Origin of the sequence: Streptomyces graminofaciens (assembly GCF_030294945.1) — a bacterium.
In the GTDB taxonomy this organism is placed as follows: domain Bacteria; phylum Actinomycetota; class Actinomycetes; order Streptomycetales; family Streptomycetaceae; genus Streptomyces; species Streptomyces graminofaciens.
Genome location: NZ_AP018448.1, coordinates 7,456,994 through 7,483,056, shown reverse-complemented (window position 1 = coordinate 7,483,056; position 26,063 = coordinate 7,456,994). Strand labels below are relative to the sequence as shown.

General features: G+C 71.0%; 25 protein-coding genes. 7 read left to right on the top strand and 18 right to left on the bottom strand.

What is annotated here, in order from left to right; translation table 11 throughout:
- Positions 1-84 precede the first annotated feature (84 nt).
- Positions 85-723, bottom strand: coding sequence for a sigma-70 family RNA polymerase sigma factor (locus SGFS_RS32820; protein WP_434028096.1), 639 nt, complete (start codon positions 721-723; stop codon positions 85-87).
- A 182-nt stretch (positions 724-905) separates the two neighbouring features.
- Positions 906-1,613 (bottom strand): hypothetical protein, encoded by a 708-nt coding sequence (locus SGFS_RS32815; protein ID WP_286255664.1) that lies wholly within the window; start codon positions 1,611-1,613, stop codon positions 906-908.
- A gap of 360 nt (positions 1,614-1,973) precedes the next feature.
- Here SGFS_RS32815 and SGFS_RS32810 point away from each other — a divergent pair, with 360 nt between their 5' ends.
- A complete protein-coding gene (locus tag SGFS_RS32810; protein ID WP_286255663.1) occupies positions 1,974-3,935 on the top strand; it encodes an NAD-binding protein in 1,962 nt (653 codons plus the stop codon).
- Between the two features lie 341 nt (positions 3,936-4,276).
- Here the strand turns inward: SGFS_RS32810 and SGFS_RS32805 are convergent, their stop codons facing one another.
- Positions 4,277-6,124, bottom strand: coding sequence for a S9 family peptidase (locus SGFS_RS32805; RefSeq protein WP_286255662.1), 1,848 nt, complete (start codon positions 6,122-6,124; stop codon positions 4,277-4,279).
- A 118-nt stretch (positions 6,125-6,242) separates the two neighbouring features.
- Here SGFS_RS32805 and SGFS_RS32800 point away from each other — a divergent pair, with 118 nt between their 5' ends.
- Entirely contained in the window at positions 6,243-6,626 is a 384-nt protein-coding gene (locus tag SGFS_RS32800; RefSeq protein WP_286255661.1) for a nuclear transport factor 2 family protein, read from the top strand.
- Between the two features lie 66 nt (positions 6,627-6,692).
- Positions 6,693-7,529 carry an SURF1 family protein gene (locus tag SGFS_RS32795; RefSeq protein WP_286255660.1) on the top strand — a complete coding sequence of 279 codons (837 nt, stop codon included), beginning with the start codon at positions 6,693-6,695 and terminating at the stop codon, positions 7,527-7,529.
- Between the two features lie 120 nt (positions 7,530-7,649).
- On the opposite strand, the gene SGFS_RS32790 is transcribed toward SGFS_RS32795, so the two are convergent.
- The 4 genes from SGFS_RS32790 to SGFS_RS32775 form a co-directional block, all read right to left on the bottom strand.
- Positions 7,650-9,257 (bottom strand): hypothetical protein, encoded by a 1,608-nt coding sequence (locus tag SGFS_RS32790; protein ID WP_286255659.1) that lies wholly within the window; start codon positions 9,255-9,257, stop codon positions 7,650-7,652.
- Positions 9,254-9,853, bottom strand: coding sequence for a SigE family RNA polymerase sigma factor (locus SGFS_RS32785; protein ID WP_286255658.1), 600 nt, complete (start codon positions 9,851-9,853; stop codon positions 9,254-9,256). Before SGFS_RS32785 ends, SGFS_RS32790 begins: the two co-directional genes overlap by 4 nt.
- Positions 9,854-10,294: 441 nt before the next feature.
- Positions 10,295-11,362: an aspartate-semialdehyde dehydrogenase gene (locus SGFS_RS32780; protein ID WP_286255656.1), complete on the bottom strand. Its 1,068-nt coding sequence runs from the start codon at positions 11,360-11,362 to the stop codon at positions 10,295-10,297.
- A 37-nt stretch (positions 11,363-11,399) separates the two neighbouring features.
- Positions 11,400-12,680 carry an aspartate kinase gene (locus tag SGFS_RS32775; protein WP_286255655.1) on the bottom strand — a complete coding sequence of 427 codons (1,281 nt, stop codon included), beginning with the start codon at positions 12,678-12,680 and terminating at the stop codon, positions 11,400-11,402.
- A gap of 314 nt (positions 12,681-12,994) precedes the next feature.
- Between SGFS_RS32775 and SGFS_RS32770 the strand changes: the two genes are divergently transcribed.
- Both SGFS_RS32770 and SGFS_RS32765 read left to right on the top strand, forming a co-directional pair.
- Positions 12,995-13,714 carry a response regulator transcription factor gene (locus SGFS_RS32770; RefSeq protein ID WP_286255653.1) on the top strand — a complete coding sequence of 240 codons (720 nt, stop codon included), beginning with the start codon at positions 12,995-12,997 and terminating at the stop codon, positions 13,712-13,714.
- Positions 13,711-15,081, top strand: a complete 1,371-nt coding sequence (locus SGFS_RS32765; RefSeq protein ID WP_286255651.1) for a sensor histidine kinase — start codon at positions 13,711-13,713, stop codon at positions 15,079-15,081. The genes SGFS_RS32770 and SGFS_RS32765 overlap by 4 nt, the downstream gene beginning before the upstream one ends.
- Before the next feature lie 69 nt (positions 15,082-15,150).
- Here SGFS_RS32765 and SGFS_RS32760 read toward each other — a convergent pair whose 3' ends face one another.
- From SGFS_RS32760 to SGFS_RS32740, 5 genes are all read right to left on the bottom strand, one after another.
- Positions 15,151-15,663: an SgcJ/EcaC family oxidoreductase gene (locus SGFS_RS32760; protein WP_286255650.1), complete on the bottom strand. Its 513-nt coding sequence runs from the start codon at positions 15,661-15,663 to the stop codon at positions 15,151-15,153.
- A 200-nt stretch (positions 15,664-15,863) separates the two neighbouring features.
- Positions 15,864-16,442, bottom strand: a complete 579-nt coding sequence (locus SGFS_RS32755) for a Uma2 family endonuclease (RefSeq protein ID WP_286255649.1) — start codon at positions 16,440-16,442, stop codon at positions 15,864-15,866.
- A gap of 118 nt (positions 16,443-16,560) precedes the next feature.
- Positions 16,561-17,541: a hypothetical protein gene (locus SGFS_RS32750; protein WP_350284033.1), complete on the bottom strand. Its 981-nt coding sequence runs from the start codon at positions 17,539-17,541 to the stop codon at positions 16,561-16,563.
- A gap of 326 nt (positions 17,542-17,867) precedes the next feature.
- Entirely contained in the window at positions 17,868-18,047 is a 180-nt protein-coding gene (locus SGFS_RS32745; RefSeq protein WP_286255648.1) for a DUF397 domain-containing protein, read from the bottom strand.
- Complete coding sequence (locus SGFS_RS32740) at positions 18,047-18,796, bottom strand: helix-turn-helix domain-containing protein (RefSeq protein ID WP_434028222.1); 750 nt, start codon at positions 18,794-18,796, stop codon at positions 18,047-18,049. Before SGFS_RS32740 ends, SGFS_RS32745 begins: the two co-directional genes overlap by 1 nt.
- 204 nt (positions 18,797-19,000) lie before the next feature.
- Here SGFS_RS32740 and SGFS_RS32735 point away from each other — a divergent pair, with 204 nt between their 5' ends.
- A complete protein-coding gene (locus SGFS_RS32735; protein WP_350284032.1) occupies positions 19,001-19,363 on the top strand; it encodes a hypothetical protein in 363 nt (120 codons plus the stop codon).
- Here the strand turns inward: SGFS_RS32735 and SGFS_RS32730 are convergent.
- The 5 genes from SGFS_RS32730 to SGFS_RS32710 form a co-directional block, all read right to left on the bottom strand.
- Positions 19,329-20,264 (bottom strand): M56 family metallopeptidase, encoded by a 936-nt coding sequence (locus SGFS_RS32730; protein ID WP_286255644.1) that lies wholly within the window; start codon positions 20,262-20,264, stop codon positions 19,329-19,331. The two genes, SGFS_RS32735 and SGFS_RS32730, sit on opposite strands and share 35 nt — an antisense overlap.
- Before the next feature lie 104 nt (positions 20,265-20,368).
- Positions 20,369-21,148: a hypothetical protein gene (locus SGFS_RS32725; RefSeq protein ID WP_286255643.1), complete on the bottom strand. Its 780-nt coding sequence runs from the start codon at positions 21,146-21,148 to the stop codon at positions 20,369-20,371.
- A gap of 120 nt (positions 21,149-21,268) precedes the next feature.
- Positions 21,269-21,937 (bottom strand): DUF5063 domain-containing protein, encoded by a 669-nt coding sequence (locus SGFS_RS32720; RefSeq protein ID WP_286255642.1) that lies wholly within the window; start codon positions 21,935-21,937, stop codon positions 21,269-21,271.
- Positions 21,930-22,529: a recombination mediator RecR gene (gene recR / locus SGFS_RS32715; RefSeq protein WP_189263277.1), complete on the bottom strand. Its 600-nt coding sequence runs from the start codon at positions 22,527-22,529 to the stop codon at positions 21,930-21,932. The genes SGFS_RS32720 and recR overlap by 8 nt, the downstream gene beginning before the upstream one ends.
- Positions 22,530-22,588: 59 nt before the next feature.
- Positions 22,589-22,933: a YbaB/EbfC family nucleoid-associated protein gene (locus SGFS_RS32710; protein WP_286255635.1), complete on the bottom strand. Its 345-nt coding sequence runs from the start codon at positions 22,931-22,933 to the stop codon at positions 22,589-22,591.
- A 251-nt stretch (positions 22,934-23,184) separates the two neighbouring features.
- Here SGFS_RS32710 and SGFS_RS32705 point away from each other — a divergent pair, with 251 nt between their 5' ends.
- The gene (locus SGFS_RS32705; protein ID WP_286255633.1) at positions 23,185-23,922 is read left to right on the top strand and encodes an SLATT domain-containing protein; all 738 of its coding nucleotides are present in this window, start codon (positions 23,185-23,187) and stop codon (positions 23,920-23,922) included.
- A gap of 144 nt (positions 23,923-24,066) precedes the next feature.
- Here the strand turns inward: SGFS_RS32705 and SGFS_RS32700 are convergent, their stop codons facing one another.
- Complete coding sequence (locus SGFS_RS32700; RefSeq protein ID WP_286255632.1) at positions 24,067-25,992, bottom strand: serine/threonine-protein kinase; 1,926 nt, start codon at positions 25,990-25,992, stop codon at positions 24,067-24,069.
- Between the last annotated feature and the right edge of the window lie 71 nt (positions 25,993-26,063).

The following is a 26,063-nucleotide window of genomic DNA, read 5'->3' as shown; positions in this document are numbered from 1 at the left end:
GCACCCGCACCCGCACCCGCACCCGCACCCGCACCCGCCGACGCAACCTCCGACGCAACCCGCTCAAAACGCACGGCGCTCCCGTCACGCCGCCTCCCCCTCCGCCACCCCCTCCGCCTCCCCCTCCGCCTCCCTCACCGACTCCAGCAACGTCGCCCGTGCGCGGGCCACTCGGGAGCGGATCGTGCCGACGGGGCAGCCCGTGAGCCGCGCCACGTCCTCGTACGACAGACCCAGCACCTGCGTGAGCACGAACGCCTCCCGCCGCTCCCCGGGCAGGGCGCCCAGCAGGTCGGCCAGAGCGATACCGTCGTCGAAGCCGGGCAGCCCGTGCGGCTGGGACCGCTCGACGGCCAGCCGCCAGTCCGGTACGTCGGACAGGCGGGGCCGGGACGCCGCGTGCCGGAAGCTGTCGGTCACCGCTCGGCGGGCGATGGACAGCAGCCACGTACGAGCCGAGCAGCGGCCCTCGAACCGGTGCAGGCTGCCGAGCGCGCGCAGGAACGTGTCCTGCGCCAGGTCGTCGACCGCCTGGGGGTCGGCGCAGAGATGCGCGACGAAGCGCTGGACATCGCGGTGCAGGGCGCCGACGAACCGCTCGACCGCCGCCGGGTCGCCGCCGCGGGCCGCGAGGGCCCACTCGGTTATCGACGCGTCGCGACTCTCCCGTTCGGCGCGTTGGTCGTGGTCGTCACGCGCCGCGGTCAGGGTAGGAGTGATCACCTGGTGTCCTTCTCGGATCGTCCGGGATCCGGACCGCCGTCGGCGCGAAGGTGCGCGCGGCGAGCCCGGTGGCAGGGAGGGTGGCCGTACGGCGCGCGTACCGCGAGGGGTGCGCGACGGCGTACGACCGGATCCCGAGGCGTGTACCGGCCGTACGGGCCGCCTCGGGTCACCGGCTGTCGTCAGCTGACAGCGGTCCCCGCGGGCGGACCCCGAGAAGTGATCGCGTGGACGAGCAGGAACTGTCGCGGCGCCCGGTCCGAGCGGCGGCTCACCCGGCGGCGCGGGCGGTGGGGTGCCGCGGGCACCGCGAGCGGCAGCCGCAGGGGCGCGGCCAGCCATCCGGCGACGGCCCGCAGCAGGCGGAAAGCGGCGCACTCCCCGTACGCCAGCCATAGACCGCACAGGAGCGCGGCCAGCAAGTGGGCGGCGAGCATGCCGGACGACGACGAGCCGCCACCCGGGAGGAACCCGGCGTGGTCCATGCCGTCCATGGAACTCACCTGGACTGTGTGATCCATGTGGCCCATGTGGTGCGCAGCCGTGGAACCGGCGTGATTGCTGTGCGTCGGGTCCACAACAGGCATGCCTGCCATGGGAGTTGTGGACGTCATGCGAGTCGTGGACGCCGTCGTCGCCGACTGCGCGAACGAGAAGCCCGAGTGCAGTGCGGTCTGGGCCGTGACCACGACCGACACGATCAGCGGGAGCCCGCGCTCGCGGCCGGCCAGGGACCAGCCCACGGCACCGGTCGCGGCGGCTCCGGCGGCCATCGCCCACCAGGGCACCGGGCTGCCGGACATCGTGACGTGTCCCAGGGCGGCGAGCAGCACGCAGACGGCCGCGAACACCGCGGCCCGCACCGTGCGAGAACACCAGCCTGCTGTCATGGCGCCCCATCCTCGCATCCGGGTAGCGCACCCATCCCGTCCCTCTTGAGTACGGATGTCCATCCGTGGTCACACTCACTCCCCCAGTTGTGACGCGGGTCACGATTAGCGGCGGTTTTCCGTCAGTTGTCCGTCAGTTGTCCGGCGGTGTCCGGCACTTGCGTACGCCCCGGCGCGGGCGCCGGTGGAACCGGGATTGCCGGTGGGGCACTCTTCTGCCTTGTGGGGATCCCTTCGCAGCACAGTGGCCAGAACAGCCCGGCGGGCAGGGCGGGACAGACTGGACAGGCGGGACGGCCAGGACAGGCGGGACGGCCAGGGCAGGCGGGACCATCAGGGCAGAGAGATTCCGGCGCGCACATGGTCGTCTGCGGTGACGACGGGCTGGCGCACCGCCTCTCCTCCGAACTACGCACCGTGTACGGCGAGCAGGTGACCCTCGTCGTACCGGCCGCCGCCCGGGTCGCCCAGCGGCCGGTGGTGGGGCGGGCCCGGGCCGCCGCGCTCCTCGACCTGGTGTCCGCGGCGGTCAACCGGGCCGCCGGCAACGGCGATCCGGCGGGTGGCGACCGCGGCGGCGAACGAGGCGGCGAACGAGGCGGTGAGCGGAGCAGCGAGCGCATCGGCGAGCGGCTGCTGGAGGCCGCCGAGGCGACCGAGGCCGTACTCGCCGAGGCCGGGGTGGAGCGGGCCGCCGCGCTCGCGCTCGTGTACGACGATGACGAGACCAACATCCGGGCCGCCCTCACCGCCCGGCGTCTCAACCCCCGGCTGCGGCTCGTCCTCCGGCTCTACAACCGGCGGTTGGGACAGCACATCGAGGAACTCCTCGACCAGGCGGCGGCGTTGGCCACGGGCGGCACCACCACCGACGGGGGCGATGCCATCGACTGGGGCGGTGCCTCCACCACCGTCCTCTCCGACGCCGACACCGCCGCGCCCGCGCTGGCCGCCACCGCCGTCGCCGGGACCAGCAAGGTTGTCCAGACGGACGGGCTGATGCTGCGCGCGGTGGAACGCCCACCGGGGCGTGCCGGGCAACGCGACGCCCAGGACTCCGGGCTCTACACGCTCGCGCTGCTGTCGGCCACGACCAACGACCCCGCCGGAGCCGACGGTTCCGAACGGGACGGGGAGCGCGGGCCCCAACTCCTGCCCGACGAGCGGGCGGTGGCGGCCGCGGGCGGACGCGGCACGGTCGTACTGGAGACCGTGCGGTACGCGGGGCCGGCCCTGCCGCCGAGTCGGCGCGGGGGCGGGTCGCTCGGGTTTCTCGGCTCGTTCGGATCGCTCTTCTCGCGGCGGCTGCGGTGGTCGCTCGCGGGTCTCGTGGGGTGTGTGTTCGCGCTCGCCGTCGCGCAGATGATCGCGACCGGGGAGCATCCGCTGCGGGCCACGTATCTCACTCTGCTCGACCTCTTCGCCATCAACGACCCCGCGACCGAGGGCACCGACTCCGACTCCCGGCAGATCCTGCAACTGCTGTCCGGGCTGATGGGGTTGCTGCTGCTGCCGGTGCTGCTGGCCGCCGTGCTGGAGGCGCTGGGTACGTTCCGCAGCGGATCCGCGCTGCGGAAGCCGCCGCGCGGGCTGTCCGGGCACGTCGTCCTGCTCGGCCTCGGCAAGATCGGTACGCGGGTGCTGGCACGGCTGCGGGAGCTGCACATCCCCGTGGTGTGCGTCGAGGCCGACCCCGAGGCGCGCGGGCTGGCGGAGGCGCGGCGGCTCCGGGTGCCGGTGGTGCTGGGGGATGTGACCCAGGAGGGTGTGCTGGAGGCCGCGAAGATCCATCGGGCGCACGCGCTGCTGGCGGTGACCAGCTCCGACACGACGAACCTGGAAGCGGGGCTGTACGCCCGTTCCGTACGCCCCGATCTGCGTGTCGTCCTGCGCCTCTACGACGACGACTTCGCCACCGCCGTGTACCGCACCCTGCGTGCCGCGCACCCGCAGGCCCTCACCCGGAGCCGGAGCGTGACGCATCTGGCCGCGCCCGCGTTCGCCGGGGCGATGGTGGGGCGGCAGATCCTGGGGGCGATTCCGGTGGAGCGGCGGGTGCTGCTGTTCGCGGCGGTGGAGGTGCGGGGGCATCCGCGGCTGGAGGGGCGGACGGTGGCGGAGTCGTTTCGGGCCGGGGCGTGGCGGGTGCTGGCGCTGGACACGGCCGCGGCCGCGGCCGGCGACCCCGGCGAGCAGCGGGCCTCGGGACTGGTGTGGGATCTGCCGCCGACGTACGTACTGCGGGCCGAGGACCGGGTGGTGCTGGCGGCGACGCGGCGGGGGCTGGCGGAGTTGTTGGGGCGCCGGGCTCGGACGGCGTAGCCATGCCGGTGGGGGTGCGAGGGGAGGTCCCGCCCCCGCAACCGCACCGGTGCGGGGGGAGGAGGTTCTCGCCCCGCCGCCCCGCCGCCCCGCCGATGCGCCGATGCGCCGATGCGCCGATGCGCCGATGCGCGAGGGGAGGTTCTCGCCCCCGCCGCCCCTACCCGTCCCATCCACGAGCCGGGGGCTGCGCCCCCAGACCCCGGCCGGTTTGATGGCTGCGGGCCGGTGGGGGCTTGTCGCGCAGTTCCCCGCGCCCCTGATGACAGCGCACCTGATGACAGCGCACCTGATGACAGTGCCCGTGATGACAACAACACGGGCGCGGGGGCGAACTGCCGCTAGCCGCGGAGCCCCAGGTGTCGCTCCGCGAACTCCAGTTCAAGCCTCAGCTGCTTGATCCGCTCGTCCACCACCAGCGAGCCGTGCCCGGCGTCATAGCGGTACACCTCGTGCACCGCCTCCCTGGCCGCCAGCCTGTCGACGTAGTTGTCGATCTGCCGGATCGGGCAGCGGGGGTCGTTCACGCCGGCCGAGATGTAGACGGGAGCCTTGACCGCGTCGACGTACGTCAGCGGGGACGACGCCTCGAACCGCTCGGGCACCTCCTCCGGCGTACCCCCCAGCAACGTGCGGTCCATCGCCTTCAGTGCCTCCATCTCGTCGTGGTACGCCGTGACGTAGTCCGCTACCGGAACCGCCGCGATCCCCAGGGTCCACGCGTCCGGCCGCGTGCCGAGCCCGAGCAGGGTCAGATAGCCGCCCCAGGAGCCACCGGTGAGGATCAGGCGCTCGGGGTCCGCGAGGCCGGACGTCACCGCCCACTCCCGGACCGCCTCGATGTCCTCCAGCTCGATGAGGCCGACCCGGTGCTTCAGCGCGTCGGTCCAGGCGCGGCCGTAGCCCGTCGAGCCCCGGTAGTTGATGCGGATCACCGCGTACCCGTGGTCGAGCCAGGCCGCCGGTGCCGCCGCGAACGCGTCGCTGTCGTGCCAGGTCGGGCCGCCGTGGATGTCGAAGACCGTGGGGCAGGGGCCCTCGACGCCCGCCGGGCGCTGCACCAGGGCGTGGACCCGGCCGCCGGGGCTCTCCACCCACACGTCCTCCACCGGCACCGAACCGGGGCTCTTCATGCCCGGCGGGTCGAGCACGACCTCACCCGTCGTGGAGCGGACGACCGGCGGCTCGGCGGCGGACGACCACAGGTACTCCACACTGCCGTCGGGCCGGGCCGTGGCCCCCGACACCGTGCCCTTCGGGGTCTCCACCCGCTCCAGACGACGCGACGCCAGGTCGTAGCGCCACAGATCGCTGCGGGCCTCGAAGTCGTGGACGACGAGCAGCGCGGACCCGTCCGGATACCACTCGGCGCTCAGATCGCCGTCCAGCCGGTCCGCGAGGCCGAGGTCGGTCTCCTCCCCCGTCGCGACGTCCCACACCAGCGGCTCCCAGCGGCCACCGCGCTGATGCCCGATGAGCAGCCTCGTGTCCCCGTCGAGCGGAGCGAAGCCGAGCACCTCCAGGCCCAGCTCGACCGTGCCGCCCTTGGTGTCGTCGAGCTCGGCGACCGTCGTACCGTCCGGCCGCACCACGCGCAGCGCCGAGTGCATCGCGTCGCCGTGCTCGGTGTGCTCGATCGCGATGAGCGAGCCGTCGTGCGAGAGGTCGCCGACGCCGGCCGACTCCCGGTGACGGTAGATCTCGACCGGCTCCGAGCCGTACCTGGACAGGTGGATCGTCGAGCCGTCCTCGTCCGTCGAGCGGCCGACGACCGCCGTACGGCCGTCGCGGCCGATGGCCAGACCCGCCGGGTACGAAGGCTCCAGGCCCGGTGTGGCCTCTTCGTCCGGGCCGCCGGAGAACGGCTGGCGGCGCCATACGCCGAACTCGTCGCCGTCCTTGTCGTCGAACCACCAGATCCACTCGCCGTCGGGCGAGAGCACGCCGTCCGTCGTGCCGTTCGCCCGGTCGGTGACCTGGCGCTGCTCGCCCGTCGCACGGTCCCACGCGTACAGCTCGTACGTCCCCGTGGCGTTGGAGACGAACAGCGAGCGGTGCGGGGCGTCCTCCGCCCAGTCCGGCAGGGACACCCTCGGGGCGCGGAACCGCTTCTCCCAGTCGGGCATCGGCCCGTGGTCGAGGTCCGGCGTCATCTCGGCTTGGGGCTTGGACCCGTTGCTGTCAGTCATGGCCCCATACTGCCCGCCCCGACCGACAACCCGCTGCCGAGGCCCCCAGCCTGTGGACAACTCCCCTCCGGCTGCTCGACCCGGCCCGATTGTCAGTGGCCGGGTGCACACTCGCCCCATGACACCGGTAACGGATCTACGCAAGACCGTCGAGAGCTTCTGGGCCGCGGCCGAGGCACGTGACTGGGCCGCGTTCGCCAAGACACTGGCCGACGACGTCGTCTACACACTGCCGCAGACACGCGAACGCATCCGCGGCAAGGAGACGTACGTCCGGTTCAACCGGGAGTATCCGGGCGACTGGCATGCCCGGATCGAGCGGATCGTCGCGGAGCCGGGGCAGGTCGTCTCCTGGGTGCGTGTCACGGTCGGGCCGGAGGAGACGCACGCCGTCTCCTTCTTCACGGGTGACGAGCGCGGCCTGATATCAGGCGTCGTCGACTTCTGGCCCGAGCCGTACGAGCCGCCCGCCGGCCGGGAGCACCTCGTCGAGAGGTACTGAGAGGGGGACGCGAGGTACGGACCCCCGCGCCCCGCCCGTCGCCGACGGCACCGTACGGTTGAAGGCGTGTACCGGTTTCTGCTGACGCCCCGATGGTGGGGGATCAACGTCTTCGTGCTGCTCGCCATCCCCTTCTGCCTGTTCATGGGGTCCTGGCAGCTGAGCCGGTTCGAGGACCGGATGGCGGACCACCGGGCCGCGACCGAGCAGGCCGACCCGTCGAAGCGGCCGGCCGCGCGTCCGCTGGACGAGCTGCTGCCGGTGGACAAGGAGACCTCGGGCGATCCGGCGATCGCGACGGGACGGTACGGGGAGCAGTTGCTCGTGCCGGAGCGCAGTCTCGACGGCAAGCGCGGGTTCTACGTGCTGACGCTGCTGCGCACCGACGACGGCAAATCCCTGCCCGTCGTCCGGGGCTGGCTGCCCGGCGACGCCGACGCGGACCGGGCCCCGGCGCCGCCCACCGGCGAGGTCACCGTGACCGGCGCGCTGCAGGCCTCCGAGACCCCGGGGTCGAACGGCGTGACCGCGCAGGGCGGTCTCCCGGCCGGTCAGGCCGGGACGATCAGCGCGGCGGCGCTCGTGAACCTGGTGCCGGACAAGCTGTACGACGCCTGGATCACGCTGGACAAGGCCGACTCGGGGATGAAGGCCGTGCCCGCGACCGCGCCGCAGGACACGGGCCTGGACCTGAAGGCGTTCCAGAACCTGGGCTACACCGGGGAGTGGTTCGTCTTCGCCGGCTTCGTGGTGTTCATGTGGTTCCGGCTGCTGCGCCGCGAGGTGGAGTTCGTCCGGGACGCGGAGCTGGGCCTGGTCCCGGACGAGAATCCGGCGGAAGGTCTGGCGGAGGATGCGGCGGGCCAGGCGGGCCAGGCACGGGAAACGGAACCCGCCACCTAGCCCCGGTCCGAAGCGTTCCCGCTGTCCGCCACGCAGCCGCCCGAAGCGTTCCCGCTGCCCGCCACCCGGCCACCCAGCCGCCCAGCCGCCCAGCCGCCCAGCCGGCCGAAGCGTTCCCGGTCAGGTCGCCTGCAGCAGCCCCGTCCGGTAGACCGTGCCCGCGCACGCGTTGCCCACCGTGGTCGCCGCGCCCGCCGCGCCGCCCTCCGCCGCGTAGGAGACGGTGACGCTGCCGTCGGCCGTGCCGCCGTCCTCCATGATGAGCTGGCTCGACACCGTGTTGCCGCTGTCCGTGCCGGTGCCGCCGTTGTCCGAGGCGTCGTCCGTGGGCGTCGGGTCCGGCGAGGGGTCCGTGCCTCCGCTGGTACCGCCGCTGCTGTTGCTGGTGGGGCAGGCCTCCGAGGGCACCCAGGCGAACCGCACCACGTACGCGGCGCCCGGCGCCAGCTCCATCTGGGCGACGGAGAGGGACGGGTCGGGAAGGCCGCTCGCCGCGTCGCCCGCGACATGGTCCGCCACGGTGATCTTCGACTGGTCCGCGGCACCCCCCGGCGTGAGGCTCATACCGCCCGCGCCGGCGACCGTACAGATGTTGCTGGAGGTGTTGGACACCCGGAAGTAGCCGTAGACCGCGCCGACGGAGTCGGGGGCGCTGACGCCGGAACCGGCGCTGGCGAGCTGCTCGGCCGTGCACGCCGCGGCGCCCGCGGCCGTCGCCGTCACCTCGGGGTTCACCGTCGACTGGCCCTTGTCCTTGTCGCCCTTGTCCTTGTCGGCGTCCTTACCGGAGCCCTTGGAGGCCCCGGAATCACCACCCGACGAACCGCCGCTGCCGGACTGGCCCTTGGACTGGCCGGCGTTGCCCTGGGTCTGCGAACCGTGGCCGACCACCGAGGGGTTGGGGTCGGAGCCGGTGGAGTTGGAGACATGGACGAGGGCGGGGATCGCCGTGCCGACGAAGAGCGCGGCGGCCGCCATGCCGACGACGGCCTGACGCTTGCGCGCCCGGCGGGCCGGTACCGCGCGTCGTAGGTGGTCGAGTGTGCCGTCTCGGGGCTCGATGTCCGACACGGTCTGGTGCAGCAGACTACGCAGCGCCAGTTCGTCCGAGTCGAACCCGTCGGGGCCGTGATTCACAGTTCCGTTCCCAGCGTGCGATTGCGTTTCTTCGTGCTCGTCGAGCGCGCGCCCCCCGACGCGCTCGCTCCGCCCGCGCCCCCACGAGGCGCGTCCGTCGTGCTTGTCGGTCCCGGCGACACCCAAGTGCCCCGAACGGCCCGAGGATCCGGAGAGACCCGAGGCCCCGGAGAGACCTGAGGATCCGGAGAGACCCGAAGGCCCGGAATGACCTGAGGCCCCGACGAACCCGGAGGTCCCACCGAGCCCGGCGAGACCACTGATCCCGTCGTCCCGGCCCTTGCCGAACGCGTCCCCTTTACCGAACGCGCCCGCCTTGCCGCGCGCATCGCCGCTGCCGACCTGGCCACGCTCGCCGACCTCGCCGCGCTCGCCGGACTCGTCGTCCCTGCTGAACGCCTCATCCCTGGTGACCGCGTCGTTGCCGGTGACCGCGTCGTCCCCGGTGACCGGGTCGTCCCGGTCGAACTCGTCGTCACTGGTGACCGCGTCGTCACTGGTGACCACGTCATCCCTGGTGACCGCGTCGTCCCGGTCGAACTCGTCGTCCCGACCGGCCCCGTCACCCTTGCCGACTCCGCCCCCGCTCATGCCGGCGCCTCCATGGCGACGCGCAGGGCCGCGATGCCGCGGGAGCCGTACGCCTTGACCGAGCCCAGGGATATCCCGAGCGTCTCGGCGACCTGGGCCTCGGTCATGTCCGCGAAGTAGCGCAGCACCAGGACCTCGCGCTGACGGCGCTGGAGCCCCTTCATCGCCTTGATCAGCGAGTCGCGCTCCAGCTGGTCGTACGCGCCCTCTTCGGCGCTCGCCATGTCCGGCATCGGCTTCGACAGCAGCTTCAGGCCGAGTATGCGGCGGCGCAGCGCGGAGCGTGAGAGGTTCACGACCGTCTGGCGCAGATAGGCGAGCGTCTTCTCAGGGTCACGGACGCGTTTGCGCGCCGAGTGCACGCGGATGAACGCCTCCTGGACGACGTCCTCGCAGGAGGCCGTGTCGTCGAGGAGGAGCGCCGCGAGACCGAGAAGTGAACGGTAGTGAGCGCGATAGGTCTCGGTGAGATGGTCGACCGTCGTGCCGGCGGCCGTGGTCGTCTCATCGGCGCCGTCGCGCTGGTTCGGGATGCGGGTGGACCGCGCAGCGGGCATGGGGGCGATCACCGGCATGCCGCCGGGCGCACCGGGCATGCGGGGACGGCGGACTGGACGAAGGGCGGCGCCCCTCGTCTGTACCGCAGTGAAGTCGAGTACCTCTGCCACGCCTGTTGGACACGCATCCCCCCGTAGGGGTTGTACGCGACAGGCATCACTTTTGCGTCAGACCGCGCATCTGTTGGCACGATCCGTACATCCGTTGGCACAACCGGCCAGAAACCGGGCAGCGCGTCGAACGCCCTCATGCGTACCAGCTCTTCCCCTATGCCCCAAGTGTGCTGCGCCCAGCCCCGCCGAAGGACGCTCGTTAAAGACGCTCCCCGTCCTCCGCGCGGTTGCGGAGAACGGGGAGGGAAATCCTCGATCACCGGGAGGCCTGAATCAACCCGGAAATCCTTCGACGGACGAACCGTCGACTCGAAGAACTTACACGCCACCACCGACAACGGCGCCCAGGGCGTCCTGCAGAGCGGTCTACGCCGACTCCGCCGCCACCAACTCCGCGATCTGCGCGGTGTTCAAAGCCGCACCCTTGCGCAGATTGTCGCCGCACACGAAGAGTTCGAGCGCCGTCGGATCGTCGAGGGCCCGGCGTACCCGCCCGACCCAGGTCGGGTCGGTGCCGACCACATCGGCGGGAGTGGGGAACTCCCCCGCGCCCGGGTCGTCGTAGAGCACGACCCCCGGCGCCGTGGCGAGGATCTCACGCGCCTTGGCGACCGTGACCTCGCTCTCGAAGCGGGCGTGGAGCGTGAGCGAGTGGGCGGTGACCACGGGCACCCGTACGCAGGTCACGGCGACCGGCAGCCGCGGCAGTCCGAGGATCTTGCGGGACTCGTCCCGCACCTTCATCTCCTCCGAGGACCAGCCGTCCTCGCGCAACGAACCCGCCCACGGCACGACGTTCAACGCCACCGGCTCCGGGAACGGCCCGGTGTTGTCGCCCACGGCCCGCCGTACGTCTCCGGGGTTGGTCCCCAGTGACGTACCGGCGACGAGGGCGATCTGCTGCCGCAGGGTCTCCACGCCGGCCCGGCCCGCGCCGCTCACGGCCTGGTACGAGGAGGCCACCAGCCCGCGTAGCCCGAACTCGGCGTGCAGTGCGCCGAGCGCCACGATCATCGAGAGGGTCGTGCAGTTGGGGTTGGCGATGATGCCGCGCGGCCGGACGCGTACGGCGTGCGGGTTGACCTCGGGGACCACGAGGGGCACCTCCGGGTGCATCCGGAAGGTGCCCGAGTTGTCCACCACGACCGCGCCCTTGGACACGGCGATCGGCGCCCAGTGGGCCGCCACCTCGTCCGGTACGTCGAACAGGGCGATGTCGACCCCGTCGAAGGCTTCCTCCGACAGGGCCACGACCTCGACCTGCCTCCCGCGCACGGCCAGCTTGCGGCCGGCCGAGCGCGGGGAGGCGATCAGACGGATCTCGCCCCAGATGTCCGCGCGGTGGGACAGGATCTGGAGCATGACCGTGCCGACGGCCCCGGTCGCACCCACGACCGCGAGCGTCGGCCCGACCGCCTTGGCGGACCCGGCCATCAACGGCCGGGGTCTCCGGCATGGGCGGAACGGACGTTCATCGGCCGGTGCCTCCGTAGACCACGGCCTCGTCGCTGTCGGAGTCGAGACCGAACGCCGTGTGCACGGCACGCACGGCGTTCGGGACGTCGTCGGCGCGGGTGACGACCGAGATGCGGATCTCGGAGGTCGAGATCAGCTCGATGTTCACGCCCGCGTCGGAGAGCGCCTCGAAGAAGGAGGCGGTGACTCCCGGGTTGGTCTTCATCCCGGCGCCGACCAGGGAGATCTTGCCGATCTGGTCGTCGTAGCGCAGCGAGTCGAAGCCGATGGCGCCCTTGTTCTTCTCCAGGGCCTCGATGGCCTTGCGGCCCTCGGTCTTGGGGAGGGTGAAGGAGATGTCCGTCAGACCGGTCGTCACGGCGGAGACGTTCTGCACCACCATGTCGATGTTGACCTCGGCGTCCGCGATGGCGCGGAAGATCGCGGCGGCCTCGCCCGGCTTGTCCGGGACGCCGACGACCGTGACCTTGGCCTCGGAGACGTCGTGGGCGACTCCGGAGATGATGGCGTGCTCCACCTTGTGGTCCCCTTGCGACTCTGGCTTCTCGTTGCTGACCCAGGTGCCCGGCAGTCCGGAGAAGGACGAGCGGACGTGGATCGGGATGTTGTAGCGGCGGGCGTACTCCACACAGCGGTGGAGCAGCACCTTCGAACCGGACGAGGCCAGTTCGAGCATGTCCTCGGAAGAGATCCAGTCGATCTTCTTCGCCTTCTTCACGACCCGCGGGTCGGCGGTGAAGACGCCGTCGACGTCGGTGTAGATCTCACAGACCTCGGCGTCGAGCGCGGCGGCCAGCGCGACGGCGGTCGTGTCCGACCCGCCACGACCGAGGGTCGTGATGTCCTTGCTGTCCGCGCTGACGCCCTGGAACCCGGCGACGATCGCGATGTTGCCCTCGTCCAGCGCCGTACGGATCCGACCGGGCGTGACGTCGATGATCCGGGCTTTGTTGTGGACCGAGTCGGTGATGACGCCTGCCTGGCTGCCGGTGAACGACTGGGCCTCGTGGCCCAGGTTTTTGATCGCCATGGCCAGCAGTGCCATGGAGATCCGCTCTCCGGCGGTCAGCAGCATGTCGAACTCGCGTCCGGCAGGAATCGGCGATACCTGCTCGGCGAGATCGATCAGCTCGTCCGTCGTGTCGCCCATCGCGGAAACGACGACGACCACCTGGTGGCCGTTCTTCTTCGCTTCCACGATTCGCTTGGCGACGCGCTTGATGCCCTCGGCATCGGCTACGGAGGAACCTCCGTACTTCTGCACGACAAGGCCCACGTGCGCTCCTCGCTCGGTTCAGTCCTGTTCCGCACATACACACGTACTGCGGTCGGCTCAGTCTAACGAGCGGTCGAAATGCCCTCCCCTGGTACCGCATGGTGAGATGTCCCGCTCACCCCTTGATCACCTGGGTTTTCTCCGGACGTCCCCCGGTTTTCACCCGGCTTCTCGCCCGGACATCCGACCGCTCCGGGAACGTCTCTGCCCACACCGTCACCGAACAGTCTGCGACAGTGCGGAAAAGTGCCCCGAGTCACACGAGAGCCACCGATCCAAGCGGAAGCGCAACTTTCAAGTATTAAGGTCGGCCCGTGCGCGTACTTCTGGTGGAAGACGACGAGCCGGTCGCCGAGTCGCTCCGGCGTGGGCTGCTGCGATACGGCTTCGAGGTGGAATGGGTGTCGACGGGCGGCGCGGCGCTCTCGTACGAGGAGCCGTACGACGTCGTGCTGCTCGACCTCGGCCTGCCCGACACCGACGGCCTCGACGTCTGCAAGTCGCTGCGGGACCGCAGTGCTGTGCCGATCATCGTGATCAGCGCGCGCAGCGACGAGACGGACCGGGTGGTCGGTCTGGAGCTGGGCGCCGACGACTACGTCTCCAAGCCCTTCGGCGTACGCGAGGTCATCGCCCGGATAAGGGCGGTGATGCGCCGCGTGCAGCCGCGCGCCGCCGACGCTCCCCCGGCCGGCCCCGACCGCTACGGCGACCGGCTCACCGTCGACCGCAAGGCCGCGCGCGTCCACCTGGACGGCACGGAGGTGGCGCTGGCCCCCAAGGAGTACGACCTGCTGGCCTTCCTCACCGAGGAGCCGGGCGCGCTGATGTCGCGCGAGCAGATCATGGAGGCCGTCTGGGACGCGAACTGGTTCGGCCCGACGAAGACGCTCGATGTGCATGTGGCGGCACTGCGGCGGAAGCTGGCGGGGGCGATCACGATCGAGGCGGTGCGGGGGGTGGGGTTCCGGCTCATCGTGAACGAGAGCGCGGGGGCGGGCGGCGCCGGCAGTGAGGGCTCCGGCGCGTCATGATCCGTCAGCTGCTCCGCAGTTACGTCCTCCTTGTCGCCGTCGCGATCGCGCTGTTCACCGTGCCGGTGGCGTTCACGCTGACCGCGCAGCTGCGGGGTGACACCGTCAACTCGGTCGGGCGCGAGGCCAAGACCATGGCCAAGCTGCTGGGCAACGGCGACGAAGCGTCCTGCGCGGCCCTGACCCGTATGGCCAAGGCGTACGACCGCGACGAGATCACGGTCCAGGTGACCGCCACCAACGGGTGCACGGCGAAAGGCCTGGACGCGCCCGCCCAGGACTCGGCGCTGACCAAGGCGCTGCGGGACGGCAAGAAGACAGAGGACTGGGGCTCGGACTTCATCTGGGGCAAGCACCTGGTGGTCACGGTCCCCGCCCGCGCGGCGGGGGCGGACGAGGTGGTCGGCGCCGTACGCGTCGTGTTCTCCACCGACGACCTCACCACCCGCCTCTGGACGATCTGGGGCTTCCGGGCCGCGCTGGCCGTCCTCGTCCTCGGGGCGGCGGCCGTCATCGGCGTCTTCGTGGCCCGCCGCCTCACCCGCCCCCTCCTCCAGCTCAACGAGATGGCGAGCAAGCTCAGCGACGGGGACCTGACGGCCCGTTCCCCCGTGACGGGCCCCCAGGAGACCCAGACCCTGGCCCGCACGCTGAACCAGGCCGGTGAGCGCCTGGACACCCTGATCGCCTCGCAGCGCATCTTCGTGGCCGACGCCTCGCACCAGCTCCGCACGCCGTTGACCGCTCTGCGGCTGTCCCTGGACAACATCGCGGACGGGACGGACGACGAGTTCGTACGGGAGGACGTGGAGCAGGCCACGGCCGAGGTGGTCCGGATGAGCCGCCTGGTCAACGGCCTGCTGGTGCTGGCGCGGGCCGAGGCGAAGGTGACGGCGGCGGAACCGCTGACGCTCCGGGACGTCATCCAGGAGCGGCTGGACGTGTGGAGGCCGGCCGCCGACGAGCGTGGAGTCACCATCACGCTCAGGGGGAGTGCCGACGGCCGGCTGCTTGTGCTGGCCAGTCCCGGTCATCTGGACCAGGTCCTGGACAACGTGCTCTCGAACGCTTTGGAGGTGTCGCCGGACGGCGGCATGATCACGGTTCGGGTGGACGCCCGGGGCGACGAGGTGGAGCTGTCGCTGCTGGACGAGGGGCCCGGCATGTCGGATGCCGAGAAGTCCCGCGCCTTCGACCGCTTCTGGCGCGGCCAGGGCCTCACCGGGAAGTCCGGTTCGGGCCTCGGGCTCGCCGTCGTCAAGCAACTGGTGACGGACGACGGCGGCACCGTGACCCTGCGGGACGCGCCCGGGGGCGGGTTGTGCGTGGCGCTCACGCTGCGTGCGGCGCGGCACGCGGGGGGCTGAGCGCCGGGGAAGGGGGCTGAGCCGGGGGGTGGTCGGCTCAGCCACGGCTGTGGAGGCCGGTGTCGGTGATCAGCCCTCGGGCATCGCGGAGGAGTGGTGGTTGACGATCTTCCACACGCCGTTCCGCTTCTCGTACTCGTAGGTGTAGCGGGCCTCGACGACGCGCTTCTTGCCCGTCTTCGGGTCGGTGAGTGTGAACTCGTACACACCGGCGTCGAGGGCTGAGTTGCTGTCGAGGATGTTGATGTGGGTCTCGATCTTCTTGCCGACCGGCTTGTTGGCGAGGAAGTGCTCGAAGTAGTCGACGATCCCGGCGCGGTCGGTGCGGACCTTGTTCGAAACGGTCGGGAGGAGCACCGCGTCCTTGGCGTACCGGTCGGCGACCTTCTTGGCGTCGCCGGTCCGCAGGGACTTGTTCCAGCCGTCGAACAGCGCGGCGATCTGCTTCTCGGAAGCCTTCTTCGGCTTCTTCGGCGCGTGGTGCTCGGCTCCGGCCATGCTGACGCCGGCGGTGACGGTACCGACGGTGGCGAGGGCGGTGGCAGTGACGATGGCGGCGCGTATGCGGTTCTTGCGGGTCATCGCTAACTCCTGTGCGAATGCGGGGTGTTACTTGCCTCCGCTTCTTGTGCGGTGGAAGTGACTCCAGATTCGCGTTCCGCCGGTTAGGGCCTGTGCAGCGGATGTACAGGGGCCGGACAAGAGCCCGCCAATTGACGTACGGCGACGACTCGATCACCCTCGGTGGGGGTGTAGGTGGCCACCCCGGGGCCGGGGTCGGCTCAGTCCACGAACTCCTTGAGGGGCTCGGTGTCGAGGGTGATGTTCACCGGGTCGGGGAGCTTGACGGTGGCTCCGAAGGGCAGCTTCTCCTCGTGCCGGTACCGCCCGCCCTCCGGCTGGTTGAACACCACGACCGAGCCGTCGTCACGGTCGATGAGGAGGTAGACGGGAATGCCTGCGGCGGCGTAACCGTCGGGCTTCTCGATTCGGTCACGCTGGTGCGTATCGGAGTCGTACGACGTGACCTCCACTGCCATCAGCGCGCTGTCGGCCTCCGACCACTCGCCTTGCCCCTTGAGACCGCCCACACGCACAAGAACCCCATCGGCACGGGCGCGCCCCTTGCGGTAACGCTCCGTCTTGAGGCCACTCTCCGGGTGCAGCCAAAGATCAGGGCGATGCTGCATGCACACCCGCTGCAGCCATGCGATCATCTCGCGATGGTTGCCGTCCGCCATGGGCTTGACCACGACCCTTCCATTGATGAACTCCAGCCACACGGTCTCCGGGGCATGGCGTTCCAGCTCCTCGAACTCCTCGACGGACATCTGTGGCCGGTGCTCGGTCCTGGGGGTCATGGCGTCGCCTCCTCGACTCCATGGTGCCCTGACCGGCACGTCCTGCACGCTCATACGTCCCTCCCTTCCGGCGGGTCTCCCACAGGAGGACCGCCCCGCTCGTGGTGTGCGGGCCGCGTCACTTCCAGCGCCCCACGCCCGCCGCTCGGCGCAGCTCCTCCACCCGGGCCGTGACGTCCACGACCTCGTCGGCGCCCGGCAGGCCGCCGTCGCGCGGGGCGGGGAGGAACGTGTCCGGGACGAAGCTGTACACCGGCATCGGCCCCTCGGCTTCGCACAACGCCAGGCACTCACGGCACAGCCCGTTGACGAGCTCGACCGTTCGTTCGTCGGCCTCGCACATACCGCAGATCATGATCACTCGGTCGACACGGGCGCGACGTCCGGCGGCCTTCTGCCTGACCTTCGCGCGCTTCGGCTTCATCGGGGGCATCTTGTTCTCCAATCGTTTGCGGGCGAATCCGCCCGGGTTGGTCACGGAGGACGGCAGACCGTCGGTCAGGGCCTTGGTGACGTCGTGCGGCGTCGCACCACGCGACAGCCATTCCGTGACGAGGGATTCGAGCGAGTGGCAGTCCGCGTCGGACAGCGGCATACGGGCGTCTGCGGAGCGGAGTTCGGCGAGGGTCTGATAGGCGGTGCCGGGCTCAGGGGCGGCGGGCTCAGCGTCAACGGGCTCGGCGGGCTCGGCCTCCTGGGCCGGTTCTTCGTGCGCCTCGTCGGCGGGCCCGTTCTCCTCGATCCGGGCCAGTCCCGACTGGTAGTGCTCCGTCACGTCCCTGCCGTCGCGCTCCCGCGCGAAGTTCGCCCACCACTCCACCGGCCTGGGCATACGCGACCAGTACGTCCGCGTCACCCACCGCATCGAGTTGCCCTCGATCGTGAGGTGCTCCCTGATCCAGCGCAGATGGCCGGCGTGGACGAGGCGCCCCGTCGAGGTGCGCACGGCTTGCTGGCCGTAGCGGGGGTGTGCCTCCGCGATCGCCTTCTGGCTCATGGCGTGACCGTCTTCGAGGTGGTCGATGAAGACGGCAATCTCGGCGTCGCGAGGGCTCAGGTGTGCGAAGTCCGGGTCCGCGTGCGGGTCTTCGTCACCCACGGAACGCTTTCCGTAACCCGTTTTGGCCATCGGGTGGGACGGGGAAGGCAGGGCAGGACTAGGCTGCGCGTAAGCCACGATCGAACTTCCTCTTCGATGCGTAGGTCTAGGCCCTGGCACTGGTGTTGGCGCACCGGCCGGGGCCGATCTATTTGGTCGGTTGCCGCGAACCTAGAGTGGCTTCACGTTCCGAAGCAAGTCGATCACGGAACGTCACCCGTTCGAGTTACGCCCCTTCAACTCACGTACAGACAGGGTTGGTTGGGTTGGTTTTTCACCCAGCCCAGAATCTTGGAAACCCCATGGAAGAGCTCGGGTCCCGGGGCTCAAGCTCCGGGCTGACCTGCGGAGATGAAGGCGTTCCAGGCGGGGGCGGCGAGGGTGAGGGTGGGGCCGGTTGGGTTTTTGGAGTCGCGGACGTGCACCGTCAAGTGAGCGGTGGAGAAGGCGACTTCGACGCAGTCGCCCCCTTCGTCGTCGCTGTAGGTCGACTTGAACCACTTCATCACTCATCCACCATCCGCTCGATGAAACGGGCCGATTCAGCGGGGCTGAGGGCCTGCGCGCGGATCATGCTAAGTCGCTCGGTCACACGGCTGACAATCTCCGGGTCGGCCGTGAGTTCGCTGGCGAACGGGCCCTCCGTGAAGACGAACCGCTCGTGGTCATGCGTCTCCAGCACCACCATCGGCCCCAAGAGCGCCGCGCTGATGGCTCGTTCGAAAGGCAGCACCTGCAGCAGGACGTTCCGCAGGCGCCCCGCATCCAGGAAGCGGTGCAGCTGCTCAGCGTTCACCTGGGGACTGCGCAGCACCGCCTCATAGAGCACGAAGCTCAAGGCCACCGGCGGCTTTCGCTCCGTAAGAATGCTCTGCCTCTCCAGACGTGCCGCGATCCGTTCCTTTACCGTCGCCTCGTCCAGGGGTGGATAGCGGCTCTCGATCAGGGTCCTGGCGTACCCCTCCGTCTGCAACAACCCCGGCACCAACGCCACCTCGTACGACCACCGACTGATCGCTTCCCTCTCACGCAGCATGAAGTCCTGCGCCCGCGCGGGGTACTTCTCCCTCTGCAAGTAGTCCTTGGCCGCACTCAGCAACCCCTCCGCCCTGCACAACTCGTCCGCCACATCGAGCGCTCTCGGGGTCGGCATCCGCACCCCCTGCTCCATCGACTTGATCGTGTCCGGCGAGTAGTTCGCGGCCTCCGCCAGCTCCTCCCGACTCACGTTCGCCTTCGTGCGCCAGCGCTTCATCTGGTTGCCGCCGTACCGCCAGGCAACCGGCGGTTGTGAATTGGAGTTGTACTGGCCCGACACAGCGCGCACCTCCGACCGATACACCTCGGCGTGTATCACCTCAGTCACTACCGAGCGTAGCCCTCCCATCGCCACCGTGTGACCATGACCAGCGCAATTCAGCGACCCCACTGGGTCCCAATGTCAGGACACCGGCTCCGGGTGATCGGCGTGCACTTCGACGCCGTGCGGATCGAGGGCGATCGCGGACGGGCCGTCGCGTGGCGGCTCATCGACGCGGCGGACGGGGACGCCGGGCCGATCGTGTACGAGGTGACGGGGAACCGGTGGCTGTACTTCCTGGTGCCGCCGGGGTCGGTGCAGCGGCACGAGTGGCCGCTCGGCGTGCACCGCTTCGGGATGACGAACATCCGTACCGTCACCTTCGTCGGCATCCCGGCCCTGGAGGGGAACACCTGGCCACTGCGCTGGTGGTCCAACCCGACGCGCGAATCCCCTTATGTGGACGCCGAGCTGCTGCTCGACTCCATCACAGCGTCCCCAGCGCCGGTGCGAACGCGATGAGGAGGGGGACGAGGGCCAGGAGGCCTGCGGCAGCTGTCGTTGCCGTGCGGCGGACTCGGTCCAGGCGGGGCGGGGGCTCCAGCAGGCGTTCCACTCGGTCGCCCAGGAGGCGGCGGGTGTTCGCGCAGGTCAGGACGCCTCGGTGTTGGTTCAGCTCGATCAGGGCCAGGGCCGTCGTGAGGTGGCCGCAGCGGCGGGACGCCGTGTCGTCGGCTGCCAGTTCGACCAGGCGGTGGGTCTGGTCGGCGAAGTGGGCGAAGAGGGGGATGCGGGGGAAACCCGTGGCTAGGGCCGTGGAGAGGTGGAGGAGCCAGTCGTGGCGGGCGCGGGCGTGGCCGAGTTCATGGGCCAGTACCGCGTCCAGCTGACGGTCGCTCAGTTTGGCCAACGCGCCTGTCGTCACGACCAGTTGGGGTGGCGTGCCGTGCATCAACCAGGCGTCGGGGTACTCGTCCTCCAGGACCAGCAACGGGCCCTTCGGCTGCGGCAGGCCCGCCGGGAGGTCGGGGGCCCGCTCACGCAGGTGCGCCCGGCGCAGGTGGCGTCGGCGGCCGGCCTCGACCAGCTCCCTGACCAGCATCGCGCCACTCCACGCCGCCCCGCAGGCCAGCAGCAGGGTCAGTACGGCCGTCCAGCGCGGCGCGGCCGTCAGGTCGTACGCCGCGGTGACGGCCGGGGGCGCGGGAGCGAAGGCGTGCGTGCGGACCGTCTCGAAGACCGCCGCCGCGCCCAGGACCAGGGCGGCCAGGCAGCTCAGCAACGCCGTGGCCACCAGGCACTGCCATGCCCAGAGCGCCACCACCGGTTCCCGTTCCGACCAGGCCGCCCTCAGCAGGGCGCGGGGGCCCAGCACGGCGGCGGTCAGGGCCACGGCGATGAGCAGGAACAGGAGGACGGCCACGTCGCTGACTCCGGTTCTTGTCGGGTGCGGTCGGGGGTACGGGCGGGTACGGCGGTGCCTACGCTACCGCCCGTAACCGCCCTCCGCCGAGCCCCGTGAGGAAGTCAGTAGCTGTGCAGCTGTGCCTCCCACGTGCCCTCCGGTCGGCCCGAGACGCGGTGTTCGGAGCGCTCCGCCTTGCCGAAGGACTTCACGTTCGGGGTGGCGATCCAGAACGTGGCCGCGCTCGCGCTGGAGCCCTCCGCTCCGATGGCGGAGCGGGTGTCGCCCTTGATCGTGATCGCGGCGTTGACGTTCGTCACCTTGGCCTTGGCGCTCACGACGGCGGTGATGCGGTCGGCGGGGGCGCGGTAGGAGAGGTGGACCTGCTCCGAGGTCACGGGGATGCCGTAGATGTACTCGGTGACCGTGTGCGTCAGTGTGACCGTGCGGTTCTTGTCCTTGGCCCGCTTGCTGGTCGCGTCGCTGACGATCTTGACGTCCTTGTTGAACGCCGTCTCCACGTGGTGGACGCTCTGGCCGATCTTGCCCCAGGAGTGGTCGACCAGCTGCCAGTAGACCTTCCGGTTCTGGAGATAGCCGACGAACTTGGCCTGCCGGGTCTTCGACAGCGAACGGAAGGCGGCGAGCGTCTTCCTGGCCTCGGGGGTCTTCTGCTGCTTGAGGTACGTGATGTAGCTCGCGACCGTGAGCTTGGCCGGCTGCTTCGCCGCGGCCGACGCGACCGACCCGACCGGCGCGGCCGACGCGATCGACCGGGATATCGCGGTCGGCCGCGCGGCGGTCGAGTCCAGGGCCTGGGCGGCCGTCGGGGCCAGTACGGCCAGTCCGGCCGCCGCGGCTACGGCGGCTGTCGTGAGGCGGCGGGCGGAGCTGTCGCGCACGGTTCTCCCCTTGCGTAGGCGTTGATCTGGCTGGTGCGATCAACCTACGGATCAAGGGAGTTGGCCGGTATTGTCCCTTCGGGTGTCGGCCGAAGGGACAGTGCCCGGCGTCCGCCGCGGCTACGGCTGCTTCGCCTTCCCGAGGCCCAGCGGGCCCCCGATCTCCTCCGCCATGACCTGGCCCGCCTCGAACTCCAGGGTCTCGTCGCCCATCATTTCCTGGTCGGTGTCGAGACCGTCCAGTTCGGCGAGAGGCTGGTTCAGGCGGACGTGCGCCACCAGCGACTGGAGCGCGCGGAGCGTCGCCGAGGCCGTCGAGCCCCAGTTGGAGAAGTACGAGAACTGCCACCACCACAGGGCCTCCGTGTGGCGGCCCGCGCGGTAGTGGGCCATGCCGTGGCGGAGGTCGGCGATCACATCGGCGAGGTCGTCGGAGATCCGGGCGGGCACCGGCGCCTTGCGGGGCTCGTACGGGTCGAAGACCTCGGAGTAGACGTCGATCGGTTCGAGCATCGTGGCGAGGCGTTCGCGCAGCACGTCGACGTCGCCCTCGGGGCCCAGGTCGGGCTCGTACCGCTCGTCGGGGACGATGTCCTCGTGCGCGCCGAGGCGACCGCCGGCCAGGAGCAGCTGGGAGACCTCCAGGAGGAGGAAGGGGACGGCCGAGTCCGGCTCGTCGCCCTTCGCCACCTCCGAGACGGCGACCAGGAAGCTCTCGATCTGGTCCGCGATCTGAACCGCGAAGTCGTCCGGGTTCTGACCTGTCGCGTGCAGCGTGGCGTCAGACATCCAGCAATCGTCTCCCCTCGAAGGCGCGGCCGAGGGTCACCTCGTCCGCGTATTCCAGGTCGCCGCCCACCGGGAGGCCGCTGGCCAGGCGGGTGACCTTGAGGCCCATGGGTTTGATCATGCGGGCGAGGTACGTGGCCGTGGCCTCGCCTTCGAGATTCGGGTCCGTGGCGAGGATCAGTTCGGTGACCGTTCCGTCGGCCAGGCGGGCCAGCAGCTCTCGTATGCGCAGGTCGTCGGGGCCGACGCCCTCGATCGGGCTGATCGCGCCGCCGAGGACGTGGTAGCGGCCCCTGAACTCGCGGGTGCGCTCGACGGCGACCACGTCCTTGGGCTCCTCCACGACACAGATGACCGTGGGGTCGCGGCGCGTGTCGCGGCAGATGTTGCACAGCTCCTCCTGTGCGACATTGCCGCAGGTCGCGCAGAAGCGGACCTTCGCCTTCACTTCGAGGAGGGCCTGCGCCAGACGCCGCACGTCCGTCGGCTCCGCCTGCAGGATGTGGAAGGCGATCCGCTGCGCGCTCTTGGGACCGACGCCGGGCAGCCGCCCCAGCTCGTCGATGAGGTCCTGGACCACGCCTTCGTACAACGGACTGCCGTCCTTCCCTGGGTTCGTTCAGTACGTACGGTAGTTGGCCACCCGCCTCCTTAGAAAGGCAGGCCGGGGATGCCGCTGCCGCCGCCGAGGCCCTGGGCCAGCGGACCGAGCTTCTGCTGCTGGAGGGTCTGGGCGTTCTCGTTGGCCGCCTGGACGGCCGCGACGATCAGGTCGGCGAGGGTCTCCGTGTCCTCCGGGTCCACCGCCTTGGGGTCGATCTTGAGCGCGCGCAGTTCGCCGGAGCCCGTGACGGTGGCCCTCACCAGACCGCCGCCCGCCTGGCCGTCGACCTCCGTCCGCGCGAGTTCCTCCTGCGCCTTCGCCAGGTCCTGCTGCATCTTCTGGGCCTGCTGGAGCAGCGCCTGCATATTGGGCTGGCCACCACCGGGGATCACGATCAGCTCCTCGCATGAGTTCCTGGGGCTTCGGCACCGAGCCTACGTGGTCGGCACCGCCCGTGCTCAGCCACTCTTTCGAGTGAGTCTGCGGGGATTCGTATACCTGATCAAGGGCTCTTTCCAGGGGGAAAAGTGGTGAAACCGGAGTCTTCGCCACCCATTGGGCGGTAGGAAGGGGTCCCGCGCGTCAGGAGCCACCCCGACGCACGTGCGCACCGTCACCGTCGTCAGTAGGTAGGGAGTGCCGGGTGAGTCAGCCGGAGATGCAGCCCGAGGGGGTCCCGTACGACGGGTGGGGGGACGGGGCCCTGCCCTGGGTCGGCGATCTGACCGGGCGGCCGTTTCCGCACGGGGACTGGGGGGCGCCGGCGGAACGGCTGGACGAGCTGTACCGGTGGGTGGAGCGGGGGGCGCTGGACACCGCCGCGTGGTATCTCGCCGACCGGGTGTGGAAGCGGCGGGGGGCGCGAGTGCTGCGGGTGGGGGCCGCGGCGGGGGCGCTGATCGGGGGCGCGCTGCCGTTGATCGATCTGACCGGGGTGATGGGCGGGGTGGCGCCCTGGGGATATCTGGCACTGCTGCTGTGTGTGGCGTGCGTGGCCGGGGACCGGTTCTTCGGGGTGACCTCCGGGTGGATGCGGGACGTGGCCACGGCGCAGGCGGTGCAGCGGCGGCTCCAGGTGCTGCAGTTCGACTGGGCGTCGGAGAGCGTGCGGGAGGTGCTCGGGCCGGCGGAGGGGACGGCCGGGGAGGCGGCGGAGCGGTGTCTCGGGGTGCTGCGGCGGTTCTGTGAGGACGTGACGGAGCTGGTGCGGGCCGAGACGGCGGACTGGATGGTGGAGTTCCGGAGCGGGACCGGGCCGCTGGGGATCCAGACGGTCGGGGTCGTCGGGCGGGGGGCCGAAGGCGGGGGTGTGGGGCGCATGCCCATGCCTCCGGGGGCTCGGCCGAACATGCCTCGGCAGCGGCCGCCGGAGGCTCGGTGACACCTCGGGGTGCGGCGGGTTCTTGGGAGAGCCGGGTGGGTTCTTGGAGAGCGCGGCGGGTTCTCGTGCGTCGGCGGGTGCGCGATCGTCGTGGTTGCTCGCGCCCACGTGGCGGAGCCGCGTATCGGCACGGCCCCGCGCCCCTTACGAGGTCTTCGCGTACGTCAGTGATTCGCCCGACTCCGTGTTGACCCGGCGCAGGCGGCCGTCGGGGAGGAGGCTGACCTCGGTGGCCTCGCCCGGGGTGCAGGACGTCGCCGGTTCGCCGACCGTGACCGTGGACGGGCCGATCTGGAGGGGGCCGTCGTCGTCCGGTTCCTCGGTCAGTTCGGCCTCGAACACGCAGTGGTAGGTGCCGCTGCCCGCCGGGCCGTCCGCCGTGAGCGAGAGCACGGTGTCGCCCACCTCGCCCTGCTGGATGACGAGTTCACGGGTGTTCTCGCCGTCGGCGTTGTCGATGGTGGCGTTCCAGGTGCCGAGGAACTCCTCGGGGATCGTGCCGTCGTCCTCGGACTCGGAGGGCTCCGCCGAGCTGGGCGGATCCGTCGGCTCGGACGTCGTGGGCCCGGGGGTCGGCGCCGCGCTGGTGCTCTTCCCGCCCTTGGCGTCGTCCTCCTTGCCGCCGTCGTCGCCCCTCTTCATCAGCGCGTACACCGAGCCACCGGCGGCGAGCGCCACGACCAGGGCGACGATCACGAGGAGGACTGAGGACTTGCGGTTCTTGCGTGGGGGCTCGGGCTGCGGCTGCGGGGCGGCCCCGCCCGGACCGTACGGGGGTGTGGGGCCGTAGGGCGGCGTGGGGCCCAGGGCCGGGGCGGCCGCCCCGCCGTACGCGCCGTAGCCCTGTGGCTGCTGCCCGTAGGGGTTCTGCGGGTAGCCGTAGCCGGGGGCGGGCTGGGGGTGCTGCTGCGGGTAGCCGTACACGGCGGGGCCCGGCGGGGTGGCCGGCGGGGGCGGCTGGGCGCCCGCGATCTGGGTGGGCAGCCGGTCCAGCGGGGCAGCGCCGGGCGCGGCCGGGGCGTGCTCGGGCGGGGCCGGCGGGAGCGCGGGAAGAGCGGCGGGGGCGGAGGCGGCTTCCTTGGTGAGGTCGGGCCTTCCCGGACCGGCCGCGCCCTCCGGACCGCCCGTCCCCTTGGGCGCGATGGGGTCCTCCGGGTCCTCCGTGTCGAGCAGCTCCACGGCACGGCGGCCGAGTTGGGCGACGAGGGCGCTCGGCAGCCACGGGTCGCGGGAGCGTCCGGCGAAGACCGTGTTTTCGGCGCCCGTACGCTCCAGGATCTGCGCCAGCGTCGGCCGCTCGGCGGGCTCCTTCTTCAGGCAGTCCCGTACGAGGTCGTGGAGGCCCTCGGGCAGCTCCTCCAGGTCGGGTTCCTCCTGCGCGATACGGAACATCAGCGCGTGCACACCGGAGTTGGCGCTGCCGAAGGGCAGGGCGCCGGTGGCGGCGTAGGCGAGGACGGAGCCCAGGCAGAAGACGTCGCAGGCGGAGGTGACGCGGTCGCCGCGCACCTGCTCGGGGGCCATGAAGCCGGGCGAGCCGACGAGCGCGCCGGTGCGGGTGAGGCCACCGTCGGTGACGGTCTCCAGGGCGCGCGCGATACCGAAGTCGATGACGCGGGGTCCGTCGATGGTCACGAGGACGTTGGACGGCTTGAGGTCGCGGTGGATCAGCCCGGCGGTGTGGATGTCCTGGAGCGCGTGGGCGAGCCCGGCGGCGAGGATGCGTACGGAGCGCTCGGGGAGGGCGCCGTGGTCGTGTCCGACGACGCTCTGGAGGCTGGGGCCGGCGACGTAGCCGGTGGCGACCCAGGGGATGTCGGCGTCGGTGTCGGCGTCCAGGACCGGGGCGGTCCAGTAGCCGCCGACCTGGCGGGCGGCCTGCACCTCCTGCCGGAAGCGGGCCCGGAACTCCTCCTGCTCGGCCAGCTCCTGCCGGACGAGCTTGACGGCGACCGTGCGGCCGCGGTCGGACCGGGCCAGGTACACCTGGCCCATGCCCCCCGCGCCGAGCCGCGCGAGCAGGCGGTACGCCCCGATCCGCTGCGGATCACCAGGCCCGAGCTTCTCCATGTCCGCTGCCCCCCGTCTTCCCCCAATAGGTGCACAACGGACCGATCGTAATGCGGGCATCCGGGGAGGTG